The sequence below is a fragment of the Gordonia sp. NPDC003950 genome (assembly GCF_053605205.1).
Genome location: NZ_JBSGIT010000021.1, coordinates 69705 through 96300 on the forward strand (window position 1 = coordinate 69705; position 26596 = coordinate 96300).

Genomic DNA, 26596 nt, shown 5'->3' on the forward strand with positions numbered 1-26596 from the left:
CGCCCATGGTGCGACCGGCGGGAGGGCTACTCCACCATCGGCATGGCGACCGATGTGTCCTTCAACGCGATTCCCGACGCACCCAGCTTGCGGGCTCCATCGACGAGTGCCGCGACGATGCGCGCGGCCCCCGCGTAGTCGAGGCCGTCGGGCGGGTGGATGTTGGAGATGCAATTGCGTTCGGAGTCACGGCGTCCCGGCTGTGGGCCGTAGGTCAGGTAGATGCCCAGACTGTCGGCCACCGACAGCCCGGGGCGTTCGCCGATGATGACGATCATGACCTCCACGCCCAGCGCCTCGCCGATGTGGTCGCCCAGTGCTACGCGTGCCTGGGTGGCGATCACGGGCGGTGCGACACTACGTTCTGGCGACACCGCCTCGACGATCGCGGCTGCCAAGGCGACGCCGTGGTCATCGATCGCGGTCGCCGACAGCCCGTCGGCCAACACGATGCCGATATCGGCTCCCGAATTCTGGACGGCGGCAAGGTCATCGGGTACCCGTCCCAGATCCGGGCGACGCAGGTACTCCGCGCGGTCGGTTGCGCGACTGGTCACCGTCACCGGTTCGCCGAGGCCCAGGCCGCGTAGGCCGTCGAGGATGGTGTCGGTGGACATGGGGGTGTGTACGGCGTCGCGGGCCGCTGCATGATCGGATTGGAACCTCAACACGTCCGAGGTGGACAGGGCGGAACCGCTGCGCTGTAAGCCGATACGGGCCTGGGTGAGGCGACGCATCGGATCCCACGGATCGTCGCCGAGCTCCCCGGACCGATCCGCGGGCACATCGCCGGTGCTCATGACGCCGCCAAGCCGCGCAGGGGAGAGGATGCCGGATCGAGCGGGACAACGCGACCCTGCTTGTCGGCCATGCCGATTCGCTGCATCCACGCCTCGAACTCGGGTGCGGCGCGCAGTCCCATCACCTCACGTAGGTAGAGCACGTCGTGAAACGACAGGCTCTGGTAGCCGAGCATGATGTCGTCGGCACCGGGGACGGTGATGACGAAGGAGACCCCGGCCAGCCCGAGCAGGCTCAGTAGCGTGTCCATGTCGTTCTGGTCGGCCTCGGCGTGATTGGTGTAGCAGACGTCGACACCCATCGGCAGTCCGAGGAGCTTGCCGCAGAAGTGATCCTCGAGCCCCGCGCGGATGATCTGCTTGCCGTCGAACAGATACTCGGGGCCGATGAACCCGACGACGGTGTTCACCAACAACGGGTCCAGCGCACGAGCCACCGCGTAGGCACGTGTCTCCAGAGTCTGCTGATCCACCGGACGGCCACCCGTTCCCAGATGTGCGCCAGCCGACAACGCCGATCCCTGTCCCGTCTCGAGGTACATGACGTTGTCGCCGACGGTGCCCCGCTTCAGCGATCGCCCGGCCTCGTTGGCCTCGGTCAGGATCGCCAGGTCGACACCGAAACCCCGGTTGGCGCCTTCGGTTCCGGCGATCGACTGGAACACCAGGTCGACGGGTGCGCCGTCCTCGATGAGCCCGATGGTGGTGGTGACATGAGAGAGCACACATGACTGCATCGGGATCTCGAAGCGTGTGCGCACCTCGTCGAGCAACTCCAGCAGCGTGGAGGTGGCCTGCGGGGAGTCGGTGGCCGGGTTGATTCCGACCACGGCGTCACCGCTGCCGAGCAGGAGCCCGTCGAGCATGCCCGCCGCGATACCGCGCGGATCGTCGGTGGGATGATTCGGTTGCAAACGGGTGGCCAGACGTCCCGGCAATCCGATCGTGGTGCGAAACGCCGAGGTGACCTCGATTCGTTTGCCGACCGCGATCAGATCCTGATTGCGCATCAGCTTGCTCACGGCCGCAACCATTTCCGGGGTCAGTCCGGGGGACACGGCGCGCAGGCGTTGCGCGCCACCGGGCGCGGTGACCTGCTCGAGCAGCCAGTCCCGGAACCCGCCGACGGTCAGATCCGACACCGCCGCGAACGCCGCACGGTCGTGGGTGTCGATGATCAGCCGGGTGATCTCGTCGGACTCGTACGGGACCACCATCTCCTCGAGGAAGGTGGTCAACGGAAGGTCGGCGAGCACCCAGGCCGCGGCGGCACGTTCGGCATCGGACTCGGCCGCGCAGCCGGCCAACTCGTCGCCGGAGCGGGCCGGTGTGGCCTTGGCCATCACCTCGACGAGGTCGGCGAACTGATGGGTGTGCCCGCGCACGGTGTGGCTGTAGGTCACGAGAGTCCCTCTTCGGCGTCGGCTATGGCCTCGAACTCTTCGTCGGCGCTGGCGAAGACCAGCCGCTTGCGGCTGTACAAGCCAAAGTAGCCCATGAACAGTGCGAACACGATCAGACAACCGGTGGCGGCGGTGATGTCGACGAGGAAGGTGGCCACCACCGCGGCGACCGCGACGACGAGGGCGAACGACGTGGTCACGATGCCGCCGGGGGTGCGGTACGGCCGCGGCATGTCGGGTTCGCGGACACGCAGCACGATGTGGCTGATCATCATCAGCACATAGCTCAGCGCGGCGCCGAAGACCGCCATGTTGAGCAGCATCGCACCCTCACCGGTCAGCGACAGGACGAAACCGATGACACCGGGAACGATCAGGGCAAGGGTGGGCGATTTGCGAGAGTTGGTCACCGACAACGACTTCGGCAGGTAGCCCGCCCGCGACAGGGCGAACAGCTGACGGGAGTAGGCATAGATGATGGAGAAGAAACTCGCGACGAGTCCGGCCAGGCCGATGTAGTTGACCACGGTGTGCGCGGCGCCGCCGCCCAGTGCCTCGACCAGCGGATTACCCGAATCCTGCATGGCGTCGGCGCCGCCGGCCCCGGAGACCAGGAACAGCACCAGCGCGCAGGTGAACATCAGGGCGCACATCGCCGCGATGATGCCGCGTGGCACGTTGCGGGCCGGGTCCTTGGCCTCCTCGGCGGCCAGCGGGACACCCTCGACGGCGAGGAAGAACCAGATTGCGAAGGGGATCGCCGACCAGATGCCGAGGTAACCGTGCGGCAGGAACGCGCTCGCGCCGGCGGCGTCGGTGGGGGCGATGTCGGTGAGGTTTCCCCAGGAGAAGTCGCCGATCGCGGCGACCGCGAAGATCAGCAGACCCAGCAACGCGATCGCGGTGATCACGAACATCACCTTCAGAGCCTCGCCGACACCGGCGAGGTGGATGCCGATGAACAGCACATACGCCGCCAGATACACCCACCACCCGTCGGTGATGCCGAACAGGTGCAGCGACTCGACGTAAGAACCGATGAACGTCGCGATCGCGGCCGGCGCGATGGCGTACTCGATGAGAACGGCGGTGCCGGTCGCCATACCGCCCCACGGCCCCAGCGCGCGGCGGGCGAAGGTGTACCCGCCACCCGCAGCGGGCAGGGCCGAACTCATCTCGGCCATACCGAGCACCATCGCGAGGTACATCGCGGCGATGATCACGGCGGCGATCGCCAGACCGCCGAAACCGCCCTCGCCGAGGCCGAAGTTCCACCCGGAGTAGTCGCCGCTGATGACGTAGCTGACGCCGAGCCCGGCGAGCAGCACCCATCCGGCGGTCCCGGTCTTGAGGCGACGTTTGTCCAGGTAATCGGTGGTGGCGGCCGCGGCGGTGTCGCGGCCGGATTCGGTCATGCTCATGGAGGTGAACCTCTCGGTCGGTCGAGCACGAGAGCGCCGTCGCCTCTCGCGTGGGGATGAACGACGACCGACGCTACGGACTGTGTGTCACATCACAGTGGCGTCGAGGTAAGGCCGGTTGAGAATGCCGGACCGAAAGATTCTCAGGCCGGTTAACACGGATGAAACACAAAAACGATGCGCGGACATCTGCGCTCGGTCACCGTGGAGACGATATGTCTTCCACGCCCCGGTCCACTCCACCGCATTCCCAGACGCCGAACCCCGAATCACCGCTCGTCTCCGACGAGTCCCCGGTCCGCGGATTGACGCGTCGGCAACTCCCATTCATACCCGTCTTCGCGCAGTCGGTCGCGGCCATCGCCCCGGCCGGTACATCGGCGGTCACGCCGTTGTTCGTCATCGTCGCCATCAGCGGCACCGGGGGAGTGGTGTCGTTTCTCGTCGCGATGGTGGTCATCGTCGCGGTCGCCTGCTGCATCCGACCGATGGCGCAGCGACTCGCCGTCGTCGGTGGCCTGTACTCCTACGTCGCACAGGGCTTCGGCCCACGGGTGGCGTTGCCGACGGCGTGGTCGGCGATCCTCGGCTACGGCTCGGTGAGTATGGCCGGGCTGATGGCCGTCGGTCTGTATCTCAACCACATCGCGGTGAGTATCGGGGCGTCGACGAGCGTGTCATTGATCGCGATGTGCCTCATCGTGATCGGCGCAGCCGTGGTGATGACCCTGCTCATGGTGCGTGGTGTCAAGGTGTCGGCCGCGGTCATTCTCGCCGTCGAGGTGGTTGCCGTGGTGATCATGGTTGCGCTGATGATCTGGCTCGGCGCCTCCCATCGTGACGCGTCGTGGTCGCAGGTGTTCACCCCGCACATCGACGTCGGGTCGATGGGGTTGAACATCGTTGTGGCCGTGAGTGCTTTCGTGGGATTCGAATCGGCGACGACGCTGTCGGCGGAGGCGCGCAGGCCGTTTCGGACGGTACCCCGCACGGTCCTGTGGACCCCGATTGCTGCAGGCGTCATCTACCTGTTGGCGGTGGTGTCCCAGTCGGTGGCGATGTTCGGTGCGCCACAACAGGTCCGCGACTCACCGACTCCGCTGGCCGGGTTGTTTCTGGCCGACGGAACCCGGGTGGCGTCGGTGGTCCTCGACATCGGCATCGCCACGTCGTTCTTCGCGTGCGCGCTGGCGTCGGTGAATGCGCTTGTGCGGGTACTGTTCACGCTGGGGCGTGAGCGGGTGGTGCCCGAAGCGTTCGGTCGGGCACATCCGCGGTTTCACACCCCGGTGCTGGCCACCATCGTGGCGATGGTCGTGATCGTCGCCGGGCCGTTGGTGTTCTTGTGGTGCGGCGGTGATCCGCAGACCGGCATCCGCGACTTCCTGACCCTCTCGGCGCTGGGGTACCTCGGCAGCTACCTCACCGCCTGCCTCGCGGCGCCCGCACTGTTGCGCCGGATCGGCGAACCGAGCCGGGTCATCGCGGTGCTCGGGGCGGTGACCGCCCTGGTCATCGCGGTGCTGCTGATCACCGGGCTGACCACCGACGTCGAACACGGACGCGTCCTGTGCGGGATCTACGTCGGATCGACGTTGCTGGCCATCGGTTTGGTAGCGCTGATCGCCGCGCGCGCGCCGCACCGGTTCAACGGTGTGGGTGTGTTCGACGCGACCAGTCGCGACGACGTCCTGACGCTGGCGACGCTGCGATGACGCGTCAAGGTGGCGCATGCCGTTGCGGTGCGGTGGGTGCGCGATGGCGTTAGGACGCTCGGACTCGGTATCGCGTGCATTGCAGATCATCGAGACGGTGGCCGATCTCGGGATCGGTACCACCGGCCAGGAGATCGCCGAACACCTGAGGTTGCCACCGGCCAGTACGTACCGGCTCCTCAACAACCTCGTCGCCGACGAATTCCTGGTCCGCACAGCAGATCTACGCGGCTTCGCGTTGGGCACCCGGCTGTCGTCGTTGGTGAGTGCGGTGATCCCGCCACCGGTTCCGGCGCGTGCCCGTCAGCTGATCGACGAGTTCCGCGGATCGGTGCGCTTCGCTGTTCACCTGCTCTACTTCCGGCCCACCGGGACGTCGGGGACGGCGCTGCGGGTCCTCGATCCCGACCCGGATCATCCGCTGACCGGCATCGGCGAGTTGATGCGGTATCCGCATGCGTCGGCGGCCGGGAAGCTGATGCTGGCGTCGATGTCGCAATGGCGGGAGGTCGTCGGCACCACGCTGACGGCGGTCACCCCGGCCACCATCGTCGACCTCGCACAGTTGAGTGAGGAGATCGTCGCGGTGCGACGGACCGACGTGGCGGTCGACGACGGCGAGCTCGTGCCCGATCACGCGCATGTTGCGGTTCCGATCCTCGATGTCGACGGTGAGGTGCGTGGTGCGGTGATGATCGGTGGCGTGTCGAGCCGGCTCGAGGCCATCCGGTCGCTGGCCGACGGTGCCGCCGGGCTCGCGAGTGCGCTCGGACCGCTGCTGTATTGAGATGACGACCGGTCGCGGACCGGCCGCGGCACCGGCCTGACAGAAGTGTCGGGCGCAGGCATGGTTGCATGGGTATGCAGGGTTCATCCGGGGCCGACCCAGGCCACCACCAGCAGGAGCGAGTCCATGGATTTCGACGAGGTCATCCGCACCACCTTCGCCGCGCGCACGTACACCGACGATCCGCTCCCCGACGAGACCCTCTGGCGCATCCTTGACACGGCACGCTTCGCTCCGAGCGGCGGAAACCGCCAGGGCGCCCACGTGATCGTCGTCCGCGACGACGCGACCAAGCGTGCGCTGGCCGATCTGAGCAAGCCGGGCGCCCGCCGCTACCTCGCGCAGAAGTCGATCGGCGAGAAGCCCTGGAACCCGGTGCATCCCACCGCGATCACCGACGACGATCTGCGCAATGTGGACGACGCCGTCGACGATTTCGTCGCCCCGCTCGTCCACGCGCCGGTGCTGCTCGTGGTGACCGTCGATCTCGGTGTGGTGGCCGCGATGGATCAGGACCTGGACCGGATCGGCGTCGTCAGCGGCGCATCGATCTATCCGCTGGTGTGGAACATTCTGACCACCGCCCGATCCGAGGGATTCGGCGGCACCATCACCTCGATGGCCGTCGCCGAAGAATCGGCCGTGCGTGAACTGCTCGGTGTTCCCGACCAGTTCGCCGTCGCCGCCGTGATCCCGCTGGGCAAACCCGTCAAGCAGCTCACCAGACTGCGGCGGGCAGCGGTCGAGGAGTTCGTGACGCGAGAACGATTCGACGGTCCGGCCTTCGTACCCTGACCCCGTCGAGTGGGCGCTCTTTCGCGTCGAGTGTGCGCGGTTTCCCGTCGAGTGTGCGCACGTCGGCGTGCAGGAGACAGCCCACGGCGAGAGTCGCCCGTGCCGGCCCACGTTCGGTAGGTAGCCTCGGTGTGCGTGGATGCGCAACAGGCGACCGACACCCTCGAGATCCAGCAGCTTCTCACCGAGTACTGTCGCGCGGTCGACACCCGTGACTGGGACCGCTATCGCCGCGTATTCACCGACGACGCCGTCATCGACTACCGCTCCTCACCGTTCGGGATCGTCGGCACCGTCGAGGAGGTCATCGGCTGGTTGAATCCGGGTCTATCGGCATTGACGATGACCATGCACTACGTGATGAACCCCGACATCGCGATCGACGGCGATTCCGCCACCGTGATCGCGCAGTTCTACAACCCGATGCAGATCCCCGGATTCGAGGAGTTGAGCACCTGCGGCGGGTACTACCACCACACCATGACCCGCACCGCCGACGGCTGGCGTAGCACCGGCATGCGGGAGGAGATCGTCTGGTTCGTCAACTCACCCGCCGGCTGAGTGCCCGGCCAGCGCATCCGCGGCACGTACAAAAGCCAAGTGGGACAACGCCTGCGGGATGTTCCCGGTCTGCCGTCGGGCATCGGTGTCGTATTCCTCGGAGAACAGCCCGACGTCGTTGGCGGTGGCGCAGGCGCGTGTCATGAGATCGTGTGCGTCCTCGATGCGTCCGCTGCGCGCATACTGTTCGACCAGCCAGAAGGTGCACGCCAGGAAAGGGTGTTCGCCACCGTCGATCCCGTCGACGCCGGCGTCGGTGCGATACCGCGTGACCAGGCCTCCGACCATCAGCGTCTGCTCAATGCGCTTGACGGTGGCCAACATTCGCCGGTCATCCGGTTCGCAGAATCCCACCTGGGGAAGTTGCAGGAGCGCGGCGTCGACCTCGCTGGTTCCCGCGTACTGCACGAAGGCGCCGGTGTCGGGATCGACCAGGGTGGTGTCGATCTCGTGAGCGACCTTGTCGCGCAATTCCTCCCATCGGTCCAGTGGTCCCTCGAGGCCATGGTTGCCGATCGCGCGCACGCCGCGGTCGAGGGCGGCCCACACCATCACCCGCGAGTGGGTGAAACGGCGTGCCTCTCCACGCATTTCCCAGATGCCCTGATCGAGGCGTTCGATGTTCGCCTCGACCTGATACAGCAACTCCCGCTGCAGTGACCACGACATCGCGGTCTCCTCGAGCCCGGAGTCGCGTGCCGACGCCAGGGCCACCAGGACCTCTCCGATGGTGTCGGCCTGGTATTGGGACACAGCCGCGTTGCCGATGCGGACCGGTGACGATTGCTCGTAGCCGGGGAGGTGGGTGAGTTCGCGTTCGGGCAGATCCCGTTCTCCGGCAATGCCGTACATGATCTGCAGTTGTGTCGGATCACCGGCGATCGCGCGCATCAGCCACTCCCGCCAATGCTCGGCCACATGCAGGAAGCCGTGGCATACCAGGACATCGAGGGTGAGGGCGGCATCGCGCAGCCACACGTACCGGTAATCCCAGTTGCGGCCGCCGCCGATCTGTTCGGGCAGGGACGTCGTCGCCGCGGCGACGATGCCTCCGGTGTCGAGATTGCTCAGGGCGCGTAGCACGACGAGCGAGCGGACCACCTGTTCGCGGTAGGGGCCGTCGTGGTCGATCCGTCCCGCCCAGTGCGACCACCACTCGCGAGTCTCACGCAGCGCGGCGTCGACGTCGAGTGGGTCCGGATCCGAACGATAGGAACGTTGCCACGTCATCACCAGGTCGTCGGTGCCGCCCGGGCGGGTGATGAGGGTTCCGCGGTGCACGTGGTCCTCGGCGTGGAGGGCGACGCCACGCACGACGACGGCATCCGGGCCGGCGATGCCGCGTAGTGCGGGCTCGTCGTCATCGCCGGCCTGCAGCATCCACGGGACGGTGCGCGCGTAGTCGAATCGCATGCGCAGCTCGGTGGTGAATTCCACGTTCCCCTCGACGCCGGTGATACGACGGACCACATCGACTCGTTCACCGTCGATCGGCATGAACTCGCAGACCTCGGCGATGCCGTCGGCCGTCTCCCATCGCGTCACCAGGATCATGGAGTCGCCGTCATAGCGGCGGGTGGCGCGTGCGTCGCGATCGGTCGGCGCCAGACGCCAGCGGCCGTGGTCCTGCGTGCCCAGTAATGCGCCGAAGATCGAGGGCGAATCGTAGCGGGGAACCGACAGCCAATCGATGTCACCGCGGAGCGAGATGAGCGCGGCGGTCCGGCAGTCCCCGACAAGTGCGTAGTCTTCGATGTAGGCGGCCATGATTCGATTCTGCCCTTCTTGAAGGAGAAGATATGACGGCGACGACCCTGATCATCTTCGGCGCAACCGGTGACCTCACCAAACGCTTGCTGCTGCCCGCGCTCGGGCAGCTGCTCGATCGCGAGCCGGACCGCGAGGTCCACCTGATCGGAGTGGGCAGATCCGAACGGCCCGAGGATCAATGGCGCGCGGAAGTTCGCGAGGCATTCGGCGACGATGCCGGATCCACCTCCCGCAGACTTGCCGACGAGACAGTCTATCGAAAGGGGGATTTGACCAAATCGGACGATCTGTCCGGATTGCTCGAGGAGGCCAAGGGCCGCCCGGTGCTCTACTTCGCGGTACCGCCCGCGGTGACGCAACGGTCGTGTGAGGCGTTGCGGGACGTCGACATTCCCGACGGCACGATCCTGGCACCCGAAAAGCCCTTCGGCACCGACGAAGCCAGCGCACGAGCGCTCAATGCACTGCTCACCGAACTCGTTCCGGAAGAGCAGGTGTTCCGTGTCGATCACTTCCTCGGTCAGTCGGTCCTCCTCGATCTGTTGAGTATCCGCTTCGCCAACAGGCTGTTCGAGCCGGTGTGGTCGGCGGACAGCATCGAGTCGGTGGTGATTCGCTACGACGAGAGCATCGGATTGGAGGGCCGCGCCGACTTCTACGAGAAGGAGGGGGCGTTGCGGGACATGGTGCAAAGCCACCTGTTGCAGTTGCTCGCGGCAGTCGCCATGGATCCACCCGCCTCCCTGGCGGAACGCGATCTGCGTGACGCGACCGGTGCGGCGTTGCGCGCCACCCACATCTGGGATGACGACCCGGTTGCGTCCTCCCGTCGCGCCCGCTACACCGCGGGCGAATCGGGCGGAGAGTCGTTGCCGGCGTACGTCGACGAGGACGGTGTCGATCCCGCACGGAACACCGAGACGCTGGCCGAGGTGACACTCGGGGTGAGATCGGCTCGCTGGCAGGGAGTCCCCTTCACGCTGCGGTCCGGCAAGGCGCTCGAAGCGGATAAGGAGATCGCGTTGACGTTCCGCCCGCTGCGCCACATCCCCGCACAGTTCGGCACCGATGTGGCGCCCAACGTGGTGCGGCTGCGTCTCGGACCGGACGCCATGTCGGTCCAGCTGAACGTCCACGACGGCGCCGATCCGTTCACCCTCAAGACGATCGACTTCGACACCGACCTCGGCAGCGGTTCGGTCCGCGCCTACGCCGAGGTACTGTCCGGCATCCTCGACGGTGACGCCACGCTCGCCGTCCGCGGTGACGCTGCCGAACAGTGTTGGCGCATAGTGCAGCCCGTCATCGACGCCTGGGAATCGGACAAGGTCGCGATGGATGAGTATCCGGCGGGCAGTACCGGACCGGCGGGCTGGCCGTCGTTGTGACCGCCCGATCGCAGATCGCGTCGGTGAGTGTGGATGTCGACGCGCCCGTCAACGTGGCGTTCGACTATCTCACCGACCCCGACCACAGACCCGAGTGGCAGTCGAGCCTGTCACGCATCGACGACGTGGTCGCGATGGGGTCGCATCCCGGTGACGTGGGGACGAGTTGGCGTGACATCACCCGGGTTCCGCTGGTCTGTCCGGCGATGGAAGTCATCACCAGTGAACCCGACCGTCGCTGGGCGGAGATCGGCCGTTGGGGACCTGTCGACGCCGAGCTCGTCCTCGAATTCGCTTCTCTCGCTGAGGGTCGCACCAGCGTTACGGCGACGGCAGTGATGACGGTGCCGACCCTCGCCGCACCGGCGCTTTGGGTCCTCCGGTTGATCACTCCCGCGGCCTTGCGCAGTGATCTGAGGGCGGCCGCAGCTCTGCTGAGATCACGAACCACGCCCCTCGAGGAGGAATCCTGATGTCCGACCGACCACACCTCACGCCCGACGCCACCCATCCGATCACTGTCGAACCGACCCCGGGGCGGGTGCGGGTGTGGCTGGGCGACACCCTGATCGCCGACACCACCCGTGCCCAGACGCTGCGTGAATCAAACTATCCGGCAGTGCAATACGTACCTCGCGCCGACGTCGTCACCGAAGTGTTGACCGACAGTGATCTATCGACCTACTGCCCCTATAAGGGTGACGCCGGCTATCACGGTCTGCGTGATGCGACCGGAACCGTGCTGCCCGACAAGGCCTGGTTCTACACCACGCCGTACGCGGCCGTTGCCGAGATCGCCGACCACCTGGCGTTCTATCCCGACGCGGTGCGGATCGAGATATCCGCAGGCTGATCCGACCGCTGGTCGAGTAGGGCAGGCGCGCTGGTCGCGTAGGCGAGGAGCACAGGCGGCGAGACGTCGTGCCAACCCTGTGCCACGCAACTAAGTTGTGCACCACATAAATGACGTCTACAGTCGATGACGTGAACAGCCCACGCCTCGATGACCAGTTGTGTTTCGCGTTGTATGCGGCCTCGCGGGCCGTGATCGCCGCCCAGCGCCCTGGCCTGCGGGAACTGGGACTCACGTATCCGCAGTACCTGGTGATGATGGTGCTGTGGGAACAACGATCGGTTCCCATCGGAGGATTGTGCGAGCGGTTGCACCTGGATTCCGGGACGGTGTCGCCCTTGGTGCGCCGCCTCGAGTCGGCGGGTCTCGTGCGACGTCGCCGCTCGCCGGAGGATGAACGTTCGGTCATCGTCGAACTCACCGACGAGGGCGCGGCGATGTCGGATCGCTCGGACTGCGTCGCCGCTGCGCTCGCCGATTCCGTCGCAGCGTTGACCGCCGACGGCCATGTGCCGACGGTGACGGCCGACGATCTCGGTCCGCTCAAGGCGGTCCTGCACAACCTCGTCGACGAACTCGATCGGCTCAATTCTGTTCAGACGCAACGAGAACTATCACAACGGCAACAAGGAGAATCAGCATGAGTCATCTCTATACCGCCGAAGCACTGGCCACCGGCGACGGCCGCAACGGGCACGGACGCACCTCGGACGGACGCGTCGACGTCGACCTCGCCATGCCCAAGGAACTCGGTGGCACCGGTGAGGGCACCAATCCCGAGCAGCTGTTCGCCGTGGGATACGCGGCATGCTTCCACAGTGCACTCCGGGTGGTCGCGCGTGCCGAGAAGGCCGATGTGACCGATTCCGCTGTCGGGGCGCGGGTGTCGTTGGACTCCGACGAGGAAGGGCGCTTCGGCATCGCGGTGGAGTTGGAGATCACGCTACCCGCCCTCGACAAGGCCACCGCTCAGGAACTGGTGGAGAAGGCGCATCAGGTGTGCCCGTACTCCAACGCGACTCGCGGCAATGTCGATGTCACACTGACGATTTCCGAGGACTGAGGGCCAACCATGTCACTTGCATCGCTTGCGCCGATCACGAGGCCCCAATCCCGAGGGCGAGCGGCAGCCCGCATCGCGCTCGGCGCCGTCCTCGCACTGGCCGGTATCGGGCACATGACATTTCAGCGTGACGAGTTCCAGGCCCAGGTCCCCGACTGGGTGCCGGTGGGCAAGGACTTCACGGTCCTCGCCTCCGGGGTCGTGGAGATCGGCCTCGGCACAGCATTGATCGCACTGCCACGGCATCGCCGCATCGTCGCAGGAATCGCCGCGCTGTTCTTCATCGCGGTGTTCCCCGGCAACATCCATCAGTACGTCGCCCACATCGACGCCTTCGGACTCGACTCGGATACCAAACGACTGGTGCGGTTGTTCGGTCAGCCCGTGCTCGTCCTGTGGGCGCTCGCAGCCGGCAGCGATGGAAAAACGAAGAGCTGAAGGGGATCACGAGCGCACCCCCCACATGACCACCCCGATCTCGAGCGCGCGAGGACGTTGGCTGCTCGCCGCGTCCGTGCTCGGATCGGGTGTGGCATTTCTCGACGGCACCGTCGTCAACGTTGCCCTGCCGGCAATCTCGCGGGACCTCGACACCGGACTGCAGGGTCAGCAGTGGGTACTCGACGGGTACCTGCTGACCCTCGGCGCCCTTCTGCTGATCGGCGGGGTCGCGGGGGATCGGTATGGTCGACGTCGTGTGTTCGTCGGTGGACTGGTGCTATTCGCCCTGGCATCGATCGGATGCGGTTGCGCCCCGACCATCGGCTGGCTGGTGGCTGCCAGGCTCGTCCAGGGAATCGCCGCGGCCGCAGTGGTGCCGGGCAGCCTGGCTCTGATCAACGCCGGCATCGACCCCGACGACCGTGGCCGGGCGGTCGGTATCTGGGCCGGAATGTCCGGCGCAACAAGCGCATTGGGTCCGTTCGTCGGAGGTTGGTTGGTCGATGCGGCGTCGTGGCGCTGGGTCTTCCTGCTCAGTGTTCCGCTCGCCGGCGGCGCGATACTGATTGCGCTGAAACATATCCCGGAATCCCGCGACGAATCGGCGACCGGTCGGTTGGATCTCGCGGGTGCGCTGACGATGACCATCGGACTGGCTGGGGTGATCTATGCCCTGATCGAGGGCCCGGCCCGCGGTTGGGGGGCCGGTACGATCGTCGCCGCCGCGATCGGAACCCTCTGTCTCGGCGGATTCCTCATCGGCGAAAACCGGGTGCGCACACCGTTGTTGCCGCTCGAGTTGTTCCGATCCCGCCAGTTCTCCGGGGCCAACCTCACCACCCTGCTGGTGTACGCGGCCCTCGGTGGGGCGCTGTTCCTGCTGGCGCTGCAGCTGCAGCAGAGCATGGGATACTCGGCCCTCGAGGCCGGGGCCGCGATGTTCCCGAGCACCGTCATCATGCTGTTCGGGTCGCCCGTCTCGGGCGCCATCGCCCAGCGCACCGGCCCACGGGTGCCGATGACGATCGGTCCCGTGATCGCCGCCGTAGGGTTGGGCTTGATGGCCAGAGTCGTTCCCGGACAAAGCTATCTGACGTCGGCCTTTCCCGCGGTGGTGGTCTTCGGGATCGGTATGACGGTCACCGTGGCCCCGTTGACCGCCGCGGCGCTGGGTGCGGTTGATGATGCGCGCGCCGGTACCGCGTCGGGCGTCAACAACGCCGTGGCCCGCATCGCGGGCCTGCTGGCGGTGGCGGCTCTTCCTGCCGTCGTCGGGAGCACGGCCGGACCCGGTGAACCGTTGGGCAGCGGATTCGGCGTCGCCATGCTGATCGCGGCCGCCATGTGCGCGGTGGGTGGACTCGTCTCGGCGCTCACCATCTCGTCCGGAGCAGGGTTTCGTCCCCAGGTGATGCCCGCGGTCAACAGCGCCTGCCAGGATCCGGCCACCCGACGTCCCGGCTGACCTCCTCGCCGATCCCAACGGTCGAGTAGTCTCGAAGGTCCGCCCTCAGTCCCGCTTTCCGAGCTGATCGGCGAGTCCCAAAAGGTGTATGCGAGTAAGGTGTTCGGCAGTTTCCGGGTCACGGCCCAAGACGGCTGCCACCAAATTCTCGTGATCTGAGGCGTCGTGATCGTCGAGGTCCATCAACGTGAGCATGTCGGTCATGGCGGTGATCAGGCGCGGTCGCAGACTGTCGAACAGCGCGATCAACAGCGGGCTGTGCGACGCCTGAACCATTCGCCGGTGCAGTCGGATGTCGGCCGCCGCAAGTGCTTCGGGCCCGGAGTCGGCGACATCGTTGCGGGCATTGAGGGCCTCCCGAATCGCGGTCGCATCCTCGCCGTCGTGGGCGAGGGCTGCCAGTGCGGCAGCCCGCGACTCGATAGCGACGCGGACCTGCAAGACGTCGCCGATCTCGGCGATCTGCGCGAGCTGATCCCATGGCTCGGCCGGTTCGGCGGCGGCGAGGAATACGCCGACACCTTGTTTGGTGACCAGCACGCCGCGGGCAGCCAACCGGCGGATCGCCTCACGGATCGTCGAGCGGCCCACCGAGAGTTCGCTCGCGAGTGCCACTTCACCGGGAAGCTGTTCACCGATCGCCCAACGTCCGTCGCGGATGTCGTCGAGCAATGCCCGGGCCGCCCGCTCCGACAGCGGCACCCGCGTGAGTGCTTCCATTTCTCCCGTTTCCCGCATCCCTAGTCGTGTGACGACGATCGCTGACGATGATAGTCAGGCCGGGCTGCCGTGGGCTGCGCCGCAGCGCTCACCTCACGCCAGACGCGGTACATCTCTCGGACGGCGATTGCGAGGGCGAAGAGGGCGAACACCACGCTGAGGACCTTGATGTCGAGTGCCAGGGCCAGTAGGACCCCGACGACGGCGCCCGGCAGCGCGCCGATGTTGAGTGTGGTACCGAGCCGCAGATCGGCCGTGCCCTGGCGGGCGTGGGCGATGGTCCCGACGATGGCGTTCGGGAAGAACATCAGCAGCGAGGTGCCTTCCGCGGTCGGGAGGTCGGTGCCGAACAGCAGCATCAGTGCGGGTACGGCGAGTAGACCACCACCCAGTCCCATGCCGGCGGCCCAGGCCCCGATGACGAACCCGAGGATCAGCGAAACCGGAAGCGTGAACCACCATGAGGCAACCCATTCGGCGGGCACCACGGCCGATTCCCGGAGGGGGTCGGCTCCAGTGGCGTCCAGGATCAGTTTGACGCCGGTGGCCAGCAGAATTGCGATGAACAGCCACCGCAGCATCAGGTGGGGAATCTTCAGGATCAGTGGCACGCCGAGGAGTGCGCCGAGCGTTCCGCCGATGACCATTCCGGTGCCGGCGTGCAAATCGATGGAGCCACCGACGAGGGCGAAGGTCGCCGCGCCCACTCCGGTGACGGCGATGTTGGCGGCGCCGGCCGTGCCGTGCAGGCTCGGCCGCGACAAGGAGGTCACCTTCTCGAGGGCGGGGACATAGAAGACGCCGCTACCGCCGCCGAGTAGTCCGCCGATGATGCCGCCGGTCGCGCCGATACCCAGCGCTACGCCCAGTCCGGGCCGGTCGGCGGTGCGGTGATCGGACGGATGGCGGGACGTCATATCGGGTCTCCTTGTGTGAACCAGCAGTGTGCACGCAGAGTAGCACTTGTCTGACAAGTGGTGAAGATGTTGGGCCGCTCAGCAGGGTGACAGGCACAGGTCCTCAGCGGACCGGCGGGCGATCATCTCCGGTGTTGAGTGTGGTGGCGCGCGTGGCCTGCCGGGTCAGATGATCGCGCTCGGCGCTGGTTGTCGCCTGACGTGCCGCCTCAGCGAATTCCAGTGCAGCCGTCGCGTAGTCGCCGGCATTGAGGTGTAGGTGCGCGGACGCGGCGACAAACCGCGGTACCGTCGGGTCGACCTCGCCGAGTGCGGCGAGTCCGGCGGCCGGACCGTCGGACTCTCCGACCGCGACGGCCCGATTCAGTTGCACAACAGGAGAATCGGTCAACGCAACGAGTTCGTCGTACCACTGGACGATCTGCACCCAATCGGTCTCCTCCACACGCCGGGCATCCGCGTGCAAGGCGGCGATCGCCGCTTGGGCCTGGTACTCGCCGAGCCGATCGCGGGCCAGCGCAGCCTGCAGGATCGCCACGCCCTCGGCGATGAGCGCGGTGTCCCACGCCGACCGGTCCTGCTCGGCGAGCGGAATGAGTTGTCCGCCAACCCCGATCCGCGCAGACCGGCGCGCGTGATGCAAGAGCATCAGCGCGAGCAACCCGTCGGTCTCCGGATCGTCGAGCAGCGCTGCGAGCGTGCGGGTCACCCGGATCGCCTCGGCGGCGAGGTCGATCTCGCCCGAATACCCCTCGTTGAACAACAGGTACAGCACGTGAAGCACCGTCGCCACATCGCCCGGCTCGTCGAGGCGGACACCCGCGATGCGTTGCTTGGCGCGGCTGATCCGTTGTGCCATGGTCGATTCCGGCACCATGTATGCCTCGGCGATCTGTCGGGTCGTCAAACCCGCGACCGCGCGCAGCGTCAACGCGATCGCCGACGACGGCGTCAACCGCGGGTGGGCACACAAAAAGTACAACCACAGCGTGTCGTCGGTGTCCGACAAGTCGCCGGGCGCCGGCTCTGTGGCGATGAGTTGCTCACGCGCAGCACGGGATCCGTCGGCGCGTACCTGATCGAGAAAGGTCCGCCACGCGGTGGTGACGAGCCAGGCCGTCGGGTTTTGCGGCGGCCGCTGCGGCCACGTCTCCCAGGCGCGGACGAGCGCGACCTGCGCTGCATCCTCCGCCGAGGCGAAGTCGGCCCCGCGTCCGACCAGGGCGCCGATGACCGCGGGAATCCGGGCACTGATCGCCGACGCATCCAGATCCCCGCGGTCGCCGGTGGTCATTCGGTGATGGTCGGTGGCGCGGACATCACCGGCCGCAACTCGAGCCATTCGCCGAGCGGACGCCCACCGGCGCCCGGAGCCGCCGACAACTCGCCGGCCAGTTCCAGGGCGCGGTCATAGGAATCGACGTCGATGATCATCCAGCCAGCGATCAGATCCTTGGTCTCGGCGAACGGGCCGTCGGTGACCGGCGGTCGGCCCTCACCGTCGGAACGCACCCACACGCCGTCCATCGACACCGCGTCGGCGGAGACGAACTCGCCGGACGACTCGAGTTTCTCGGCGAAATCCTGCATGTACTGGATGTGCGCCTCCCACTCGGCGGGAGTCCACTGATCGGTCGGAACGTCGTTGACCGGGGTCTTTCCGCCGCGGTAGTGCTTGAGCATCAGATACTTGGCCATCGGCCTGCCTTTCGTCCGACGCGGACATGTGTTCCGCATTCACTGAGGAGACGGAGCCACCACACGGAATTCGACATGTCTCAGGAGAATCTTTTCGCCCGATCCGCCGGCAGCGATGAGTTTCGTCGCCGGGCCGGGTCTGTACTCACCATAGAGAGGAGCCGCTGATGACGAGGCGATTGTTGTTCATCCACGGGGCCGGGGGTGGCGACGACGACCGATCCCTGGCCGACGGGCTGGCGAGCCTGCTCGACGCCGACCTGACCTACCCGCTGCTCCCCGACGAGGACATGTCACCGGCCGCGTGGGCATCCCCGATCCGCACCCACCTGCACCGACTCGGCCCCGACGACGTCCTCGTCGCCCACTCGTTCGGGGCATCGGTGCTGCTCCAGGTCCTGGCCGAGACCGCCACCTCCGTGCCGGTGCGGCGCGCCACGTTGCTGGCGATGCCGAACTTCGAGCCCGTCGGATGGGATGTCCCCGAGTACGCCTTCGACGGCCCCGAACCCGACGTCGAACTCGCGCTGCATCACTGCGCCGACGACGAGGTGGTGGAGTTCGGGCATCTGACTCTGAACGCCGCGCGGCTTCCGTCGGCGACCGTGCACCGCCACACCACGGGTGGGCATCAGTTCGACGGTCTCGCGCAGCGGCTCGCGACGATCATCGGCTGACCCCCACACGCACAAGCGCTGACCCGCACAACGACGGGCCGGTTCGGAGGAATCCTCCGAACCGGCCCGTCAGCCGACGTCACCGCATCCGCATCACCAGGTCTGCGGCGATCGCGGCTGAGGCGTCTGCGCCTGGGGCCCGTGCATCTGCGGCCCATGCGTTTGCGGCCCGACACCGCGGTTGTCCGGCGAACCCAGCGACTGTGCGTACGCCGCACCCAGCGACAGCAACAGCAGCCCGACGACGATGAACGCGATGACCCGGAACACGCCGTCGAGGGCGGCGAGGTCGAACAGGAACAACTTGGCGATCGCGGCGGCGATGACGGCCAGGCTCACCGTGATCGTCATCCCGCGAGCGTTGCCGTGCAGGCGCCGCGCCCACAGCAGACCGGCCGCCGCGGCCAGCACCCACACGATGGTCGCCGCGGCATGTCCACCGCGGATACCGCCGGTGCTCCCACCGCTGATCAGACCCCCGAGGAAGACACAGATCTCGGTGACCAGGAACAGCGCGATCAGGCCACCGAGAATGGCGAAGATCTGCGGGTCGGTGGCCGCACGGCCCTGCGACCACGACCAGACGAGCACACCCACGGCGACGAGCGACAGGACCGCCGCGGCCAGCAGCATCGCCTGATCCGCGATCCCGATCGACGACACGAACAGCATCTGCAGGGCACCCGACGGCAGGGTGGCCAGGACTGCGGCGCCGGTGAACAGCGAGCCGATGAGGCGCAACGTCAGGGCGATCGGGGCGTCCAGCGATTCGCCGAAGCAACTCGCGACCGCGACGACCAGACCCAGCCCGGCGATCCCGACGATCACGCCGGTGCCATGGAGGCTCGACCCCACCGCGGCGAGGGCGGTGACCGCCGCTGCGGTCAGCCACACGGTCCGGCACGCGACGGTGATCGACGCATGAAGCTGCCCGCCTCCCACCGCGAGGGAAGCCAGCAGCACGGTGACGGCCGACAAGGCGACGGTGGCGACGAGGGCGCCGGCAATCCCGTTGGCTCCCGGCAGGGGCAGCAGCGGCACCACCGAGAACAACGCCAGCAGCAGGGTGCGGGTGGACCACCGCATCAACACGATCGACGAGCCCAGGGCGAGAAGCACATTGACCAACGCCGCGACCACGAACAGGGCACCGTTACCGGCCGGGGCCGCGATCGCCATCGCGATCAGCGGCAGGGTGACGGCGACGGTGTTGACCGCATACAGCGCGGTCCAGTTGCGCCGCAACTGAATCCACATGGTGGCGGCAGCGTACGCGAGCAGGAACCCGACGAGCAGGGTGTTCGGTCCACCGGACAGGAAGGGCGCGAACACGATCAACGCGACACCGACCATCAGGCCCAGTGCCTGACTGTTCCACACATGGGCGACGGCCAGTCCGCCGGCGGCGATGGCGGCCGCGAGGATCACCGCGACATAGCCGGGGAACCAGTGATAGATGGCGGTCGCGGCGAGGACGTCGAACAGCGCCGTGGTGACGCCGGTGGCGATCACCGCTCCGGCGGCGCTGCGCTTGCCGTCGCGTCGACCGAGAAGCAGACCCGCACCGAACAGGATCGCCGCGAGCAGAGCACCACCGGCGACGCGGATCTCCGGGCGCAACAGTCCCGCCTGCGCGGCGAGTACCAGCAGGAACACCACACCGGTCAGCGTGACGGCCACGCCCGCGATGGCCAGGACCGTCCCGACCAGGCCACGTTCGGTGGCGGCGGCGATTCGCTCGGACATCGACGGTCGCGGTGGCGGGGGCGTGTACGGGCGCGGCGCCGGCGGAAGACCGACGGGATAGGGGCGGACGCCGGCCGGTGGGAACGGCGGCGGACCGGCGGGCGGCGCGACGAACGGTGCCCGGGATGCTGAAACGAATGGTGCTGAAACGAATGGTGCTGAAACGAATGGTGCCGAAACGAATGGTGCCGCGACGATCGGTGGTGCGACGAACGGTGCCGCGACGAACGGTGCCGCGACGAACGGTGCTGCGGGTGTCGGCGGCGGGGTCGGTGCGCTTGGCTGCTGTGGCGGGACCGGCGGTTGTTCTGCAGCGGGGGTCGGCGACGGCGTTGCGGGTGCGGATTCGGGGGCAGATCCGGGCGCGGATTCGGCGAGGAGCGATTCGAGGGTGGCGACGTCGCCGGAGACGATCGACATGCGTCGCGTGAGGTCGGCGACCTCACCGTGGATGCGGTGGAGCAGGCTCGCGGGGGAGCCGTCGGGGGCGGTGGGAGACATGCCTGCAAGCCTCGATCAGACTGGGCCGGCGATCATGCGTACATCTACCCAGTGGCCCTCGGTAGTGGGCCGTGTCTCAGTCGCGGTCGAGTCCGTGTTCGATGGCGTAGCGCGTCAACTCGACCCGATTGGCCAGCTGGAGTTTGCGCAGCGCGGCGCCGACGTGGTTCTCGACCGTGCGTGGACTGATCGACAGGCGTGTCGCGATCTGCCGGGACGAGAGACCCTTGGCGACCTCCCGCAATACCTGTGTCTCGCGGTCGGTGAGGACGGGGGTGTCGGGTCCGGGATCACGGGAGATCCGTCGGTACTCACCGAGGACCAGACCCGCCAGCCCGGGCGTGAACACGGTCTGCCCGGCGGCCGTGGCGCGGACCGCGGCGACCAGTTCGGAGCGTTGCGCACTCTTCACCAGATAGCCGGTGGCGCCGGCCTTCACGGCCTCGAGGACGTCGTCGCGCTCATCCGACGCCGACAGGATGAGGACGTGGGCATTGGGGCAGGCCGCGAGCACCTCGGCGGTGGCCGCCGCACCGGTCCCGTCGGGCATCTGCATGTCCATCAGCACCACGTCGGGTTGGACGGCTGCGGCGCGTGCGGTGGCCGCGCGGACGCCGTCGGCGGTGGCGACGACCTCGAAGCCCTCATCGGTGAGGTCGCGGGCGACGCCCTCGCGCCACATCGGGTGGTCGTCGACCACCATCACCCGGATCGTGGCATCACCGGTCGCGGTCATCGGGTTGTCTCCTCCGTCGTTCCTCGGTGCCCGGCCGGATCCCGCGGGATCGTCAACTCCCATTCGGTCCCCGCGCCGGGGGCCGTGTGCAACCGCGCGTGGCCCCCGAGAGCGTCGATCCGGCCGATGATCGAGCGGTCGATTCCCATCCTGCCCTCCGCACGCGCCTGTTCGAGACGTCCCGGCGCAATTCCGACGCCCGTGTCGCGGACGCTGACGATCACCTCGTCGTCGAGATCTTCGAGCAGTACATAGCTGTGGGCGTCGGGGCCGGCGTGCAGAGTCGCATTGTGCAGGATGTTGCCGACCGCGGCGAGTATCTCGGCAGCCGCCTCGGCGGGTAGCGCGACGGCGTCGGGTGGGGTGCTGACCGACACCGCGTCGCTGCCGAGGGCCCGCAGTGCTGCGGCGAGATCCTGCGCACCGGCGGGCGGATCGTCGGCCGGTCCCGCCGGTTGCGCGGCGATCAGCCGTCGCAGACGCTGTTCCTGTTCGGCGGCCAGCGTCGCGAGCTCGGCTGTCTCACCACCGATTTCCGAACCTCGACGAGCCACCAGAGCCAGTACCTGCAACACCCCGTCGTGGACCTCGCGGGCGAGTCGTTCACGTTCGGATGCCTCGGCCGCCGAACGGATTGCAGCGCTGAGCCGGGCGTGGGTGACGCGCGCACGCGTCGCGGCCAGCCCGAGGGCCATGCCCGTCATGATGAGCAACAGGAACGTCGCGTTGCGACCGAAATTCCACACGATGTAGTTCTTGACGACGAAGGTGCTCGCGCCGATGGCCGCTCCGGTGGCCATCCCGTACAGCGACCCGCCGAGCAACGCCGCCGACAGCACGCAGTTGGTCATCCACAGGGTGGTGGGCCAGGGTTGGTTGCCGGCCACCCAGGCCGCGTCGGCGACGTAGGAGGTCGACAGGATCATCACCACCGACACCGCGATCTCGCTGCCGACGAACCACCAGTTGCGTCCGAAACCGGCGACGTATCCGATCGACCACCACACGTTGGCGACGGCCATCAACGCGAAGAGCACCCAGGTCAGGCCGGGTCGCACGAGGTCATTGTTGATGGCGATCTGGAACCCGAGGGCGTAACAGAACGACGCGAGCCGGAAGATCTGCGCGGCCCGCCACAGCGGTCCGACCGGATCGTTGTCGTCGAGGCTGCGCAACCGCGACGGGAAGAGACGGTCGACGTCGGTCGGGGTGACGGGAACCGATCGGGACGACGGCATCGTCAGATCGCTCCGCGGGACGGGCGGCCGAGACGGGTGAGGCGCATGCGTGCTCCGGCAGTCGACGACGAGGGGTTCCATCATCGCGCATGGTGCCGCGCGTGCGGCCGTTGCGTCACTTTCTGGAATGACGGCGCCCGCCCTCACATTGACGGCGCTTGCCTTCGCGTTGACGGCGCTCGCCCTCTCACCGACAGCGCTTGCCTTCGCGTTGACGGCGCTCGCCCTCTCACCGACAGCGCTTGCCTTCGCGTTGACGGCGCTCGCCTTCGCGCTGACAGCGCCCATTCCCGGTTGAGTCAGCTGCCGTGGCATTCGACCGTGTGAATGACCCGCGCACTTCGATGGAACCTAATGGGTGTCCCGCCCCTCTTATAGGGCAACACCACCAGAGCGCCACGCCAGGAGCGGCGGACGCCACGCGAAAGGGACAACCGACATGCGACCATTTCTCACCTCGGTGATCACCGCGGCGACGGTGATCACTGCCGCCGCATTCTCCGTCGACTTCGGCACCGCGACCGCAGCTGCCGAATCCGGTGCGTCGGAATCGGTCGCCGAGGACTACCGCGTCGCCGTCGAGGTCGTCGGTGACTACTGGGCCGAGCGGGCGCCCGAGCTGTTCGGGATCAACTACGAGCCGCCGACAGTTCGCGGCGTCATCGACCCGGGCGATGCGACCGCGTGTGGTCCGATGCCGGAGATGAATGCGATCTATTGCCCGCGTGATCACTCGGTTCAATTCGGTTCGGATTACTTGGATTTGGCGGACTCGATCGGAGACGTCATTGTCTACGACGTGGTCGCCCACGAGTGGGGACATGCGATTCTTGCGCAGGTGCCGTCGTCCTTGGTCGAGGAGCCGCAGGAGTTGCAGGCCGAGTGCCTGGCCGGCGGGGCGCTCGGCGATCTCGCGCGCGACGGGGTGATCGTCGTCGAGGATGGTGATCTCGAGGAGGTCGTCGAGCTGTTCCGGTATTCCGATGCGCCCGGCGACGCCCATGGCACGGCGGAGCAGCAGGCTTTGGCCTTCGCGGCCGGCTGGCGGCAGGGTCCGGCCGCATGTTTTGAGTGAGGCGCGCACATCCTTCGCCAACGGTCTACGTATGACATGACGACCCGGTCGTCATGTCATACGTAGGCTTCGCAGTTGCGGAGCTACGGCAAAAATGCTGTCGCCGTTGAGCAGTGGGAGGTCCTTCGCAAAGATTGGCGTGTTCACTGCTTCCCACATGCGACCGGTGGTCCCGACTCGACTTTCGTCAGAGTCCCACGGCGGTCACGCCGTACCGCGCCTGTGCGGGGGTGAAGCCCTCGTACTCGAGCTGCTCGATAAGGCCCTGGCGTGAGAACGAACTGATCTCCAGGTAACTCTTCGCGGACTTTGCGGCCTGTTCGTTCCAATCGACAGTGATGTGATCGACGGCGTATCCCGCGTCGGCGTTGGAGAAGCCCTCGTACTCGAGTTGCTCGATGAGCCCCTGGCGCGAGAACGCGCTGATGCTCAAGTAGGCCTCCGCCGACTCCACGGCATTCTGCCGGCTCACGGTGGACGCGGGCACGTACTGATCCTGCGGGCTGGACACCGATTCGGTAATGGCCGAATTGGCAACGGGCTGTGCGGATGCGTGGGCAGTGGTGGCGACGCCGATGGCGAACGGAGCGGCAAGGGCGACGAGCAATGCGGCGGCACGCGATGTTTTCATCTTCACGGACGGGGACGTTACGTGGTCTCTACGACAAGGAGTATCGGTCGTGAGGAGGACACCGCGTCGGGCATGCGCAACCGAGTAGCCCGCTACTCGCGACACCGGCCACGTCAGCGACGACGCTGGGTGCAACACCGCTCGGAAGGATCCCCCCCAAATGTCCGACATCGTCATCGGCACCGTTCCGCTGCACGGCCACGTGACGCCGCTGCTCAACGTTGCGCGTCACCTGGTGGAGCGGGGGGATCGCGTCCGCTTTCTGACCGGCTCTCGCTTCGCCGAGAAGGTGAGCGCCGTTGGTGCGCAGCATGTGCCGTTACCACCGGAGGCGGACTTCGACGACCGGCAGGACTGGGACATCGTGTTCCCCGAACGTCGCGAACTCAGCGGGATCCGGGCGATCGCCTTCGATATCGAGCACACGTTCATCCGACCGGCGAAATCACAGTTCCAAGCCCTTCAGATTATCTTCGACCAGGCACCGGCCGACGCGGTCCTGACCGACGGAGCCTTCGCCGGAGGTGCATACCTGTTGGGCGCGGATGCCGCCGAACGCCCACCGGTCATCGCGTGCGGTGTGACCCCGCTGTTCATCAGCAGCCGCGACACGGCGCCCAGCGGGATGGCGTTGATGCCGATGTCGGGGCCCGTCGGGCGGCTCCGCAATGCGGCGCTTCACCGGGTGGCGCGGCGCCTCGTGTTGGGTGAGGCCCAACGGGTCGCCGACGGGATCCATCGCGACATCCATGGCGCGCCTTTGGGATTCCCCGTTCTTGACTGGCCACGGCACGCCGATGCCATCCTCCAGTTCACCGTGCCCGGGTTCGAGTACCCCATGAGCGATGCGCCCCGCCACTTGCATTTCGTCGGACCGGTCTCGGCGACCGGTTCGCGGGCCCCGTTACCCGACTGGTGGTCGCGGCTCGACGGTTCGCGGCCGGTCATCCACGTCACGCAGGGTACCTTCGCCAACCGGGATTACCGTCAGATCATCACCCCGACCCTGGAGGCATTCGCCGACGACGACGTCCACATCGTCGTCTCCACCGGCGGTCGAAGCGTCGACACACTTCCTGAGCTTCCCGCCAATACCTTTGCCGCCGAATATCTTCCGTACGACGATCTGCTCCCGAAGATTGACGTCTTCGTCACCAACGGCGGCTACGGCGGCGTTCAGTACGCGCTGCGGTACGGCGTCCCGGTCGTGACCAGTGGTGGCCTGGAGGACAAGCCCGAGGTGGGTGCGCGGATCGCCTGGTCGGGAGTCGGCCGACGGCTGAAGTCCGAGATGCCCTCTGCCGCTGCAGTGCGCGAGGCGGTGCGCCGGGTGCTCGATGACTCGTCCTATGCGCAGGCTGCCGAGCGCATGGCGACCGCAATGGCCGACAGCGCCGGACTTCAGAAATGTGCCGAGGTCGTCGACCGGCTCATCGGTATGAACAGGGCGTGATTGCGCCGCCCGGGTGGGTGCCGGGTGGGTGACGATGTGTCTTAGCGCGTCTCGCTCCGGGTGTCCTTGTGCGACATCGTCGTGGTGTCGAACAACGAGGAGTCGCCATACCTACGTCATACCTACACGGTCGACGGCGAGTCGAGAATTGCGCGGCATGACCTCCTGAGGACCTGATCACCCATTTTCGGGAAGGTGTGCCGTATGGCGATGTGGCTGCCGTCGTCTACGGTCGCGTCGTCCGGCAGGCCGTCGCCGCCGGCGGTAAGGCCAGAGCCCACGTCCTCGACAGGATGATTGCCGCGGGTGGCCGTCGCGAACGGGTGACGCTTGTGACGCGCAACGGCGCGGATCTCAAGGGCCTGCCCTGTGGGCCTGCCCTGTTGTAGGATCTCATCCTCTTTGTCAGTCGCGAACTGGGGTTTCTCATGATCTTGTCACCTGTGGGTTCTCACTAACTTGTCAGAATCCTCAGGCCAGCACTGCTCCCCGGCCGGCGCGTCATAGTTCGAGGTTGCAGTGCTGAAGCGGCGGGTTGCTAGGAGACCGCTACGCGACGTGAACTGCGGCTTGTGAATGGTCGAACCGTCCGACCGGCTGAACAAGGGCGATCGAACGCCGGCCGGTGTCGTGGCGATGTTCCCGGATGTGACGTGTAAGGGCTCGGGACATGCTTGACGTCGTGTCGTCGGGACATCGTTGACGTCTCACGCTTGTCGGTGGTCGCAGTCAGAGTGTGGGG

28 protein-coding genes are annotated in these 26596 nt (G+C 67.0%); 16 read left to right on the top strand and 12 right to left on the bottom strand.

Annotation, left to right across the window (positions count from 1 at the left end):
• Positions 1 to 26 precede the first annotated feature (26 nt).
• Genes eutC through eat form a run of 3 tightly spaced genes read right to left on the bottom strand, consistent with a single transcriptional unit; the run spans position 27 to position 3624 of the window.
• On the bottom strand, positions 27 to 800 hold the full coding sequence (gene eutC, locus ACWETB_RS17985) for an ethanolamine ammonia-lyase subunit EutC (RefSeq protein WP_452212674.1): 774 nt from the start codon (positions 798 to 800) through the stop codon (positions 27 to 29).
• The gene (locus tag ACWETB_RS17990) at positions 797 to 2203 is read right to left on the bottom strand and encodes an ethanolamine ammonia-lyase subunit EutB (RefSeq protein WP_452212676.1); all 1407 of its coding nucleotides are present in this window, start codon (positions 2201 to 2203) and stop codon (positions 797 to 799) included. Before ACWETB_RS17990 ends, eutC begins: the two co-directional genes overlap by 4 nt.
• On the bottom strand, positions 2200 to 3624 hold the full coding sequence (eat, locus tag ACWETB_RS17995) for an ethanolamine permease (protein WP_452212678.1): 1425 nt from the start codon (positions 3622 to 3624) through the stop codon (positions 2200 to 2202). The genes ACWETB_RS17990 and eat overlap by 4 nt, the downstream gene beginning before the upstream one ends.
• Before the next feature lie 215 nt (positions 3625 to 3839).
• Here eat and ACWETB_RS18000 point away from each other — a divergent pair, with 215 nt between their 5' ends.
• From ACWETB_RS18000 to ACWETB_RS18015, 4 genes are all read left to right on the top strand, one after another.
• Positions 3840 to 5339, top strand: coding sequence for an APC family permease (locus ACWETB_RS18000; RefSeq protein WP_452212680.1), 1500 nt, complete (start codon positions 3840 to 3842; stop codon positions 5337 to 5339).
• 43 nt (positions 5340 to 5382) lie between these two features.
• Entirely contained in the window at positions 5383 to 6126 is a 744-nt protein-coding gene (locus tag ACWETB_RS18005; RefSeq protein ID WP_449741814.1) for an IclR family transcriptional regulator, read from the top strand.
• A gap of 126 nt (positions 6127 to 6252) precedes the next feature.
• A complete protein-coding gene (locus tag ACWETB_RS18010) occupies positions 6253 to 6921 on the top strand; it encodes a nitroreductase family protein (protein WP_452212683.1) in 669 nt (222 codons plus the stop codon).
• A gap of 135 nt (positions 6922 to 7056) precedes the next feature.
• Positions 7057 to 7482 carry a nuclear transport factor 2 family protein gene (locus ACWETB_RS18015; protein ID WP_452212685.1) on the top strand — a complete coding sequence of 142 codons (426 nt, stop codon included), beginning with the start codon at positions 7057 to 7059 and terminating at the stop codon, positions 7480 to 7482.
• Here ACWETB_RS18015 and ACWETB_RS18020 read toward each other — a convergent pair.
• Positions 7468 to 9249: a glycoside hydrolase family 15 protein gene (locus ACWETB_RS18020; RefSeq protein WP_452212687.1), complete on the bottom strand. Its 1782-nt coding sequence runs from the start codon at positions 9247 to 9249 to the stop codon at positions 7468 to 7470. The two genes, ACWETB_RS18015 and ACWETB_RS18020, sit on opposite strands and share 15 nt — an antisense overlap.
• A gap of 32 nt (positions 9250 to 9281) precedes the next feature.
• On the opposite strand from ACWETB_RS18020, the gene ACWETB_RS18025 reads away from it, so the two are divergent.
• The 7 genes from ACWETB_RS18025 to ACWETB_RS18055 all read left to right on the top strand — a co-directional run bounded on the left by ACWETB_RS18025 (position 9282) and on the right by ACWETB_RS18055 (position 14462).
• A complete protein-coding gene (locus ACWETB_RS18025; RefSeq protein WP_452212689.1) occupies positions 9282 to 10640 on the top strand; it encodes a glucose-6-phosphate dehydrogenase in 1359 nt (452 codons plus the stop codon).
• On the top strand, positions 10637 to 11113 hold the full coding sequence (locus ACWETB_RS18030; protein ID WP_452212691.1) for an SRPBCC family protein: 477 nt from the start codon (positions 10637 to 10639) through the stop codon (positions 11111 to 11113). The genes ACWETB_RS18025 and ACWETB_RS18030 overlap by 4 nt, the downstream gene beginning before the upstream one ends.
• Positions 11113 to 11493, top strand: coding sequence for a DUF427 domain-containing protein (locus ACWETB_RS18035; protein WP_452212693.1), 381 nt, complete (start codon positions 11113 to 11115; stop codon positions 11491 to 11493). The genes ACWETB_RS18030 and ACWETB_RS18035 overlap by 1 nt, the downstream gene beginning before the upstream one ends.
• 131 nt (positions 11494 to 11624) lie before the next feature.
• Positions 11625 to 12137 carry a MarR family winged helix-turn-helix transcriptional regulator gene (locus ACWETB_RS18040; protein WP_452212695.1) on the top strand — a complete coding sequence of 171 codons (513 nt, stop codon included), beginning with the start codon at positions 11625 to 11627 and terminating at the stop codon, positions 12135 to 12137.
• Complete coding sequence (locus tag ACWETB_RS18045) at positions 12134 to 12556, top strand: organic hydroperoxide resistance protein (protein WP_452212697.1); 423 nt, start codon at positions 12134 to 12136, stop codon at positions 12554 to 12556. The genes ACWETB_RS18040 and ACWETB_RS18045 overlap by 4 nt, the downstream gene beginning before the upstream one ends.
• A 9-nt stretch (positions 12557 to 12565) precedes the next feature.
• On the top strand, positions 12566 to 12994 hold the full coding sequence (locus ACWETB_RS18050) for a DoxX family protein (RefSeq protein WP_452212699.1): 429 nt from the start codon (positions 12566 to 12568) through the stop codon (positions 12992 to 12994).
• Between the two features lie 25 nt (positions 12995 to 13019).
• Positions 13020 to 14462, top strand: coding sequence for a DHA2 family efflux MFS transporter permease subunit (locus ACWETB_RS18055; protein WP_452212701.1), 1443 nt, complete (start codon positions 13020 to 13022; stop codon positions 14460 to 14462).
• A 45-nt stretch (positions 14463 to 14507) separates the two neighbouring features.
• On the opposite strand, the gene ACWETB_RS18060 is transcribed toward ACWETB_RS18055, so the two are convergent.
• The 4 genes from ACWETB_RS18060 to ACWETB_RS18075 all read right to left on the bottom strand — a co-directional run bounded on the left by ACWETB_RS18060 (position 14508) and on the right by ACWETB_RS18075 (position 17797).
• Positions 14508 to 15182, bottom strand: coding sequence for a FadR/GntR family transcriptional regulator (locus ACWETB_RS18060; protein WP_452212703.1), 675 nt, complete (start codon positions 15180 to 15182; stop codon positions 14508 to 14510).
• 20 nt (positions 15183 to 15202) lie between these two features.
• The gene (locus ACWETB_RS18065) at positions 15203 to 16099 is read right to left on the bottom strand and encodes a sulfite exporter TauE/SafE family protein (RefSeq protein ID WP_452212705.1); all 897 of its coding nucleotides are present in this window, start codon (positions 16097 to 16099) and stop codon (positions 15203 to 15205) included.
• Between the two features lie 103 nt (positions 16100 to 16202).
• Positions 16203 to 17393 (bottom strand): RNA polymerase sigma factor, encoded by a 1191-nt coding sequence (locus tag ACWETB_RS18070; protein ID WP_452212707.1) that lies wholly within the window; start codon positions 17391 to 17393, stop codon positions 16203 to 16205.
• A complete protein-coding gene (locus ACWETB_RS18075; RefSeq protein ID WP_348806444.1) occupies positions 17390 to 17797 on the bottom strand; it encodes a YciI family protein in 408 nt (135 codons plus the stop codon). Before ACWETB_RS18075 ends, ACWETB_RS18070 begins: the two co-directional genes overlap by 4 nt.
• Before the next feature lie 167 nt (positions 17798 to 17964).
• Here ACWETB_RS18075 and ACWETB_RS18080 point away from each other — a divergent pair, with 167 nt between their 5' ends.
• Positions 17965 to 18474, top strand: a complete 510-nt coding sequence (locus ACWETB_RS18080; RefSeq protein WP_348806445.1) for an alpha/beta fold hydrolase — start codon at positions 17965 to 17967, stop codon at positions 18472 to 18474.
• A gap of 93 nt (positions 18475 to 18567) precedes the next feature.
• Here ACWETB_RS18080 and ACWETB_RS18085 read toward each other — a convergent pair whose 3' ends face one another.
• The 3 genes from ACWETB_RS18085 to macS form a co-directional block, all read right to left on the bottom strand.
• Positions 18568 to 20721 carry a DUF2339 domain-containing protein gene (locus ACWETB_RS18085; RefSeq protein WP_452212710.1) on the bottom strand — a complete coding sequence of 718 codons (2154 nt, stop codon included), beginning with the start codon at positions 20719 to 20721 and terminating at the stop codon, positions 18568 to 18570.
• 76 nt (positions 20722 to 20797) lie between these two features.
• Positions 20798 to 21457, bottom strand: coding sequence for a response regulator (locus ACWETB_RS18090; RefSeq protein WP_452212712.1), 660 nt, complete (start codon positions 21455 to 21457; stop codon positions 20798 to 20800).
• Positions 21454 to 22695: a MacS family sensor histidine kinase gene (gene macS / locus ACWETB_RS18095; protein ID WP_452212714.1), complete on the bottom strand. Its 1242-nt coding sequence runs from the start codon at positions 22693 to 22695 to the stop codon at positions 21454 to 21456. The genes ACWETB_RS18090 and macS overlap by 4 nt, the downstream gene beginning before the upstream one ends.
• Before the next feature lie 127 nt (positions 22696 to 22822).
• On the opposite strand from macS, the gene ACWETB_RS18100 reads away from it, so the two are divergent.
• Positions 22823 to 22993 carry a hypothetical protein gene (locus ACWETB_RS18100; protein ID WP_452212716.1) on the top strand — a complete coding sequence of 57 codons (171 nt, stop codon included), beginning with the start codon at positions 22823 to 22825 and terminating at the stop codon, positions 22991 to 22993.
• A gap of 141 nt (positions 22994 to 23134) precedes the next feature.
• Positions 23135 to 23770: a hypothetical protein gene (locus ACWETB_RS18105; protein ID WP_449741800.1), complete on the top strand. Its 636-nt coding sequence runs from the start codon at positions 23135 to 23137 to the stop codon at positions 23768 to 23770.
• A 187-nt stretch (positions 23771 to 23957) separates the two neighbouring features.
• On the opposite strand, the gene ACWETB_RS18110 is transcribed toward ACWETB_RS18105, so the two are convergent.
• Complete coding sequence (locus ACWETB_RS18110) at positions 23958 to 24401, bottom strand: Ltp family lipoprotein (RefSeq protein ID WP_449741904.1); 444 nt, start codon at positions 24399 to 24401, stop codon at positions 23958 to 23960.
• 160 nt (positions 24402 to 24561) lie between these two features.
• On the opposite strand from ACWETB_RS18110, the gene ACWETB_RS18115 reads away from it, so the two are divergent.
• Both ACWETB_RS18115 and ACWETB_RS18120 read left to right on the top strand, forming a co-directional pair.
• Positions 24562 to 25854, top strand: coding sequence for a glycosyltransferase (locus ACWETB_RS18115; protein ID WP_452212718.1), 1293 nt, complete (start codon positions 24562 to 24564; stop codon positions 25852 to 25854).
• 212 nt (positions 25855 to 26066) lie between these two features.
• Positions 26067 to 26243: a hypothetical protein gene (locus ACWETB_RS18120; protein WP_452212720.1), complete on the top strand. Its 177-nt coding sequence runs from the start codon at positions 26067 to 26069 to the stop codon at positions 26241 to 26243.
• Positions 26244 to 26596 lie beyond the last annotated feature (353 nt).

What these genes read in the sequence shown, in the direction of transcription:
- ACWETB_RS18065 (WP_452212705.1), bottom strand. Translation starts at nt 16,099, where the DNA reads ATGACGTCCCGCCATCCGTCCGATCACCGCACCGCCGACCGGCCCGGA.
- ACWETB_RS18020 (WP_452212687.1), bottom strand. Translation starts at nt 9,249, where the DNA reads ATGGCCGCCTACATCGAAGACTACGCACTTGTCGGGGACTGCCGGACC.
- ACWETB_RS18010 (WP_452212683.1), top strand. Translation starts at nt 6,253, where the DNA reads ATGGATTTCGACGAGGTCATCCGCACCACCTTCGCCGCGCGCACGTAC.
- ACWETB_RS18050 (WP_452212699.1), top strand. Translation starts at nt 12,566, where the DNA reads ATGTCACTTGCATCGCTTGCGCCGATCACGAGGCCCCAATCCCGAGGG.
- macS (WP_452212714.1), bottom strand. Translation starts at nt 22,695, where the DNA reads ATGCCGTCGTCCCGATCGGTTCCCGTCACCCCGACCGACGTCGACCGT.
- ACWETB_RS18000 (WP_452212680.1), top strand. Translation starts at nt 3,840, where the DNA reads ATGTCTTCCACGCCCCGGTCCACTCCACCGCATTCCCAGACGCCGAAC.
- ACWETB_RS18100 (WP_452212716.1), top strand. Translation starts at nt 22,823, where the DNA reads ATGACGGCGCCCGCCCTCACATTGACGGCGCTTGCCTTCGCGTTGACG.
- ACWETB_RS18035 (WP_452212693.1), top strand. Translation starts at nt 11,113, where the DNA reads ATGTCCGACCGACCACACCTCACGCCCGACGCCACCCATCCGATCACT.
- ACWETB_RS18025 (WP_452212689.1), top strand. Translation starts at nt 9,282, where the DNA reads ATGACGGCGACGACCCTGATCATCTTCGGCGCAACCGGTGACCTCACC.
- ACWETB_RS18105 (WP_449741800.1), top strand. Translation starts at nt 23,135, where the DNA reads ATGCGACCATTTCTCACCTCGGTGATCACCGCGGCGACGGTGATCACT.
- ACWETB_RS18005 (WP_449741814.1), top strand. Translation starts at nt 5,383, where the DNA reads ATGGCGTTAGGACGCTCGGACTCGGTATCGCGTGCATTGCAGATCATC.
- ACWETB_RS18060 (WP_452212703.1), bottom strand. Translation starts at nt 15,182, where the DNA reads ATGGAAGCACTCACGCGGGTGCCGCTGTCGGAGCGGGCGGCCCGGGCA.
- ACWETB_RS18085 (WP_452212710.1), bottom strand. Translation starts at nt 20,721, where the DNA reads ATGTCTCCCACCGCCCCCGACGGCTCCCCCGCGAGCCTGCTCCACCGC.
- ACWETB_RS18055 (WP_452212701.1), top strand. Translation starts at nt 13,020, where the DNA reads ATGACCACCCCGATCTCGAGCGCGCGAGGACGTTGGCTGCTCGCCGCG.
- ACWETB_RS18115 (WP_452212718.1), top strand. Translation starts at nt 24,562, where the DNA reads ATGTCCGACATCGTCATCGGCACCGTTCCGCTGCACGGCCACGTGACG.
- ACWETB_RS18090 (WP_452212712.1), bottom strand. Translation starts at nt 21,457, where the DNA reads ATGACCGCGACCGGTGATGCCACGATCCGGGTGATGGTGGTCGACGAC.
- eat (WP_452212678.1), bottom strand. Translation starts at nt 3,624, where the DNA reads ATGAGCATGACCGAATCCGGCCGCGACACCGCCGCGGCCGCCACCACC.
- ACWETB_RS18080 (WP_348806445.1), top strand. Translation starts at nt 17,965, where the DNA reads ATGACGAGGCGATTGTTGTTCATCCACGGGGCCGGGGGTGGCGACGAC.
- ACWETB_RS18110 (WP_449741904.1), bottom strand. Translation starts at nt 24,401, where the DNA reads ATGAAAACATCGCGTGCCGCCGCATTGCTCGTCGCCCTTGCCGCTCCG.
- ACWETB_RS18070 (WP_452212707.1), bottom strand. Translation starts at nt 17,393, where the DNA reads ATGACCACCGGCGACCGCGGGGATCTGGATGCGTCGGCGATCAGTGCC.
- ACWETB_RS18045 (WP_452212697.1), top strand. Translation starts at nt 12,134, where the DNA reads ATGAGTCATCTCTATACCGCCGAAGCACTGGCCACCGGCGACGGCCGC.
- eutC (WP_452212674.1), bottom strand. Translation starts at nt 800, where the DNA reads ATGAGCACCGGCGATGTGCCCGCGGATCGGTCCGGGGAGCTCGGCGAC.
- ACWETB_RS18075 (WP_348806444.1), bottom strand. Translation starts at nt 17,797, where the DNA reads ATGGCCAAGTATCTGATGCTCAAGCACTACCGCGGCGGAAAGACCCCG.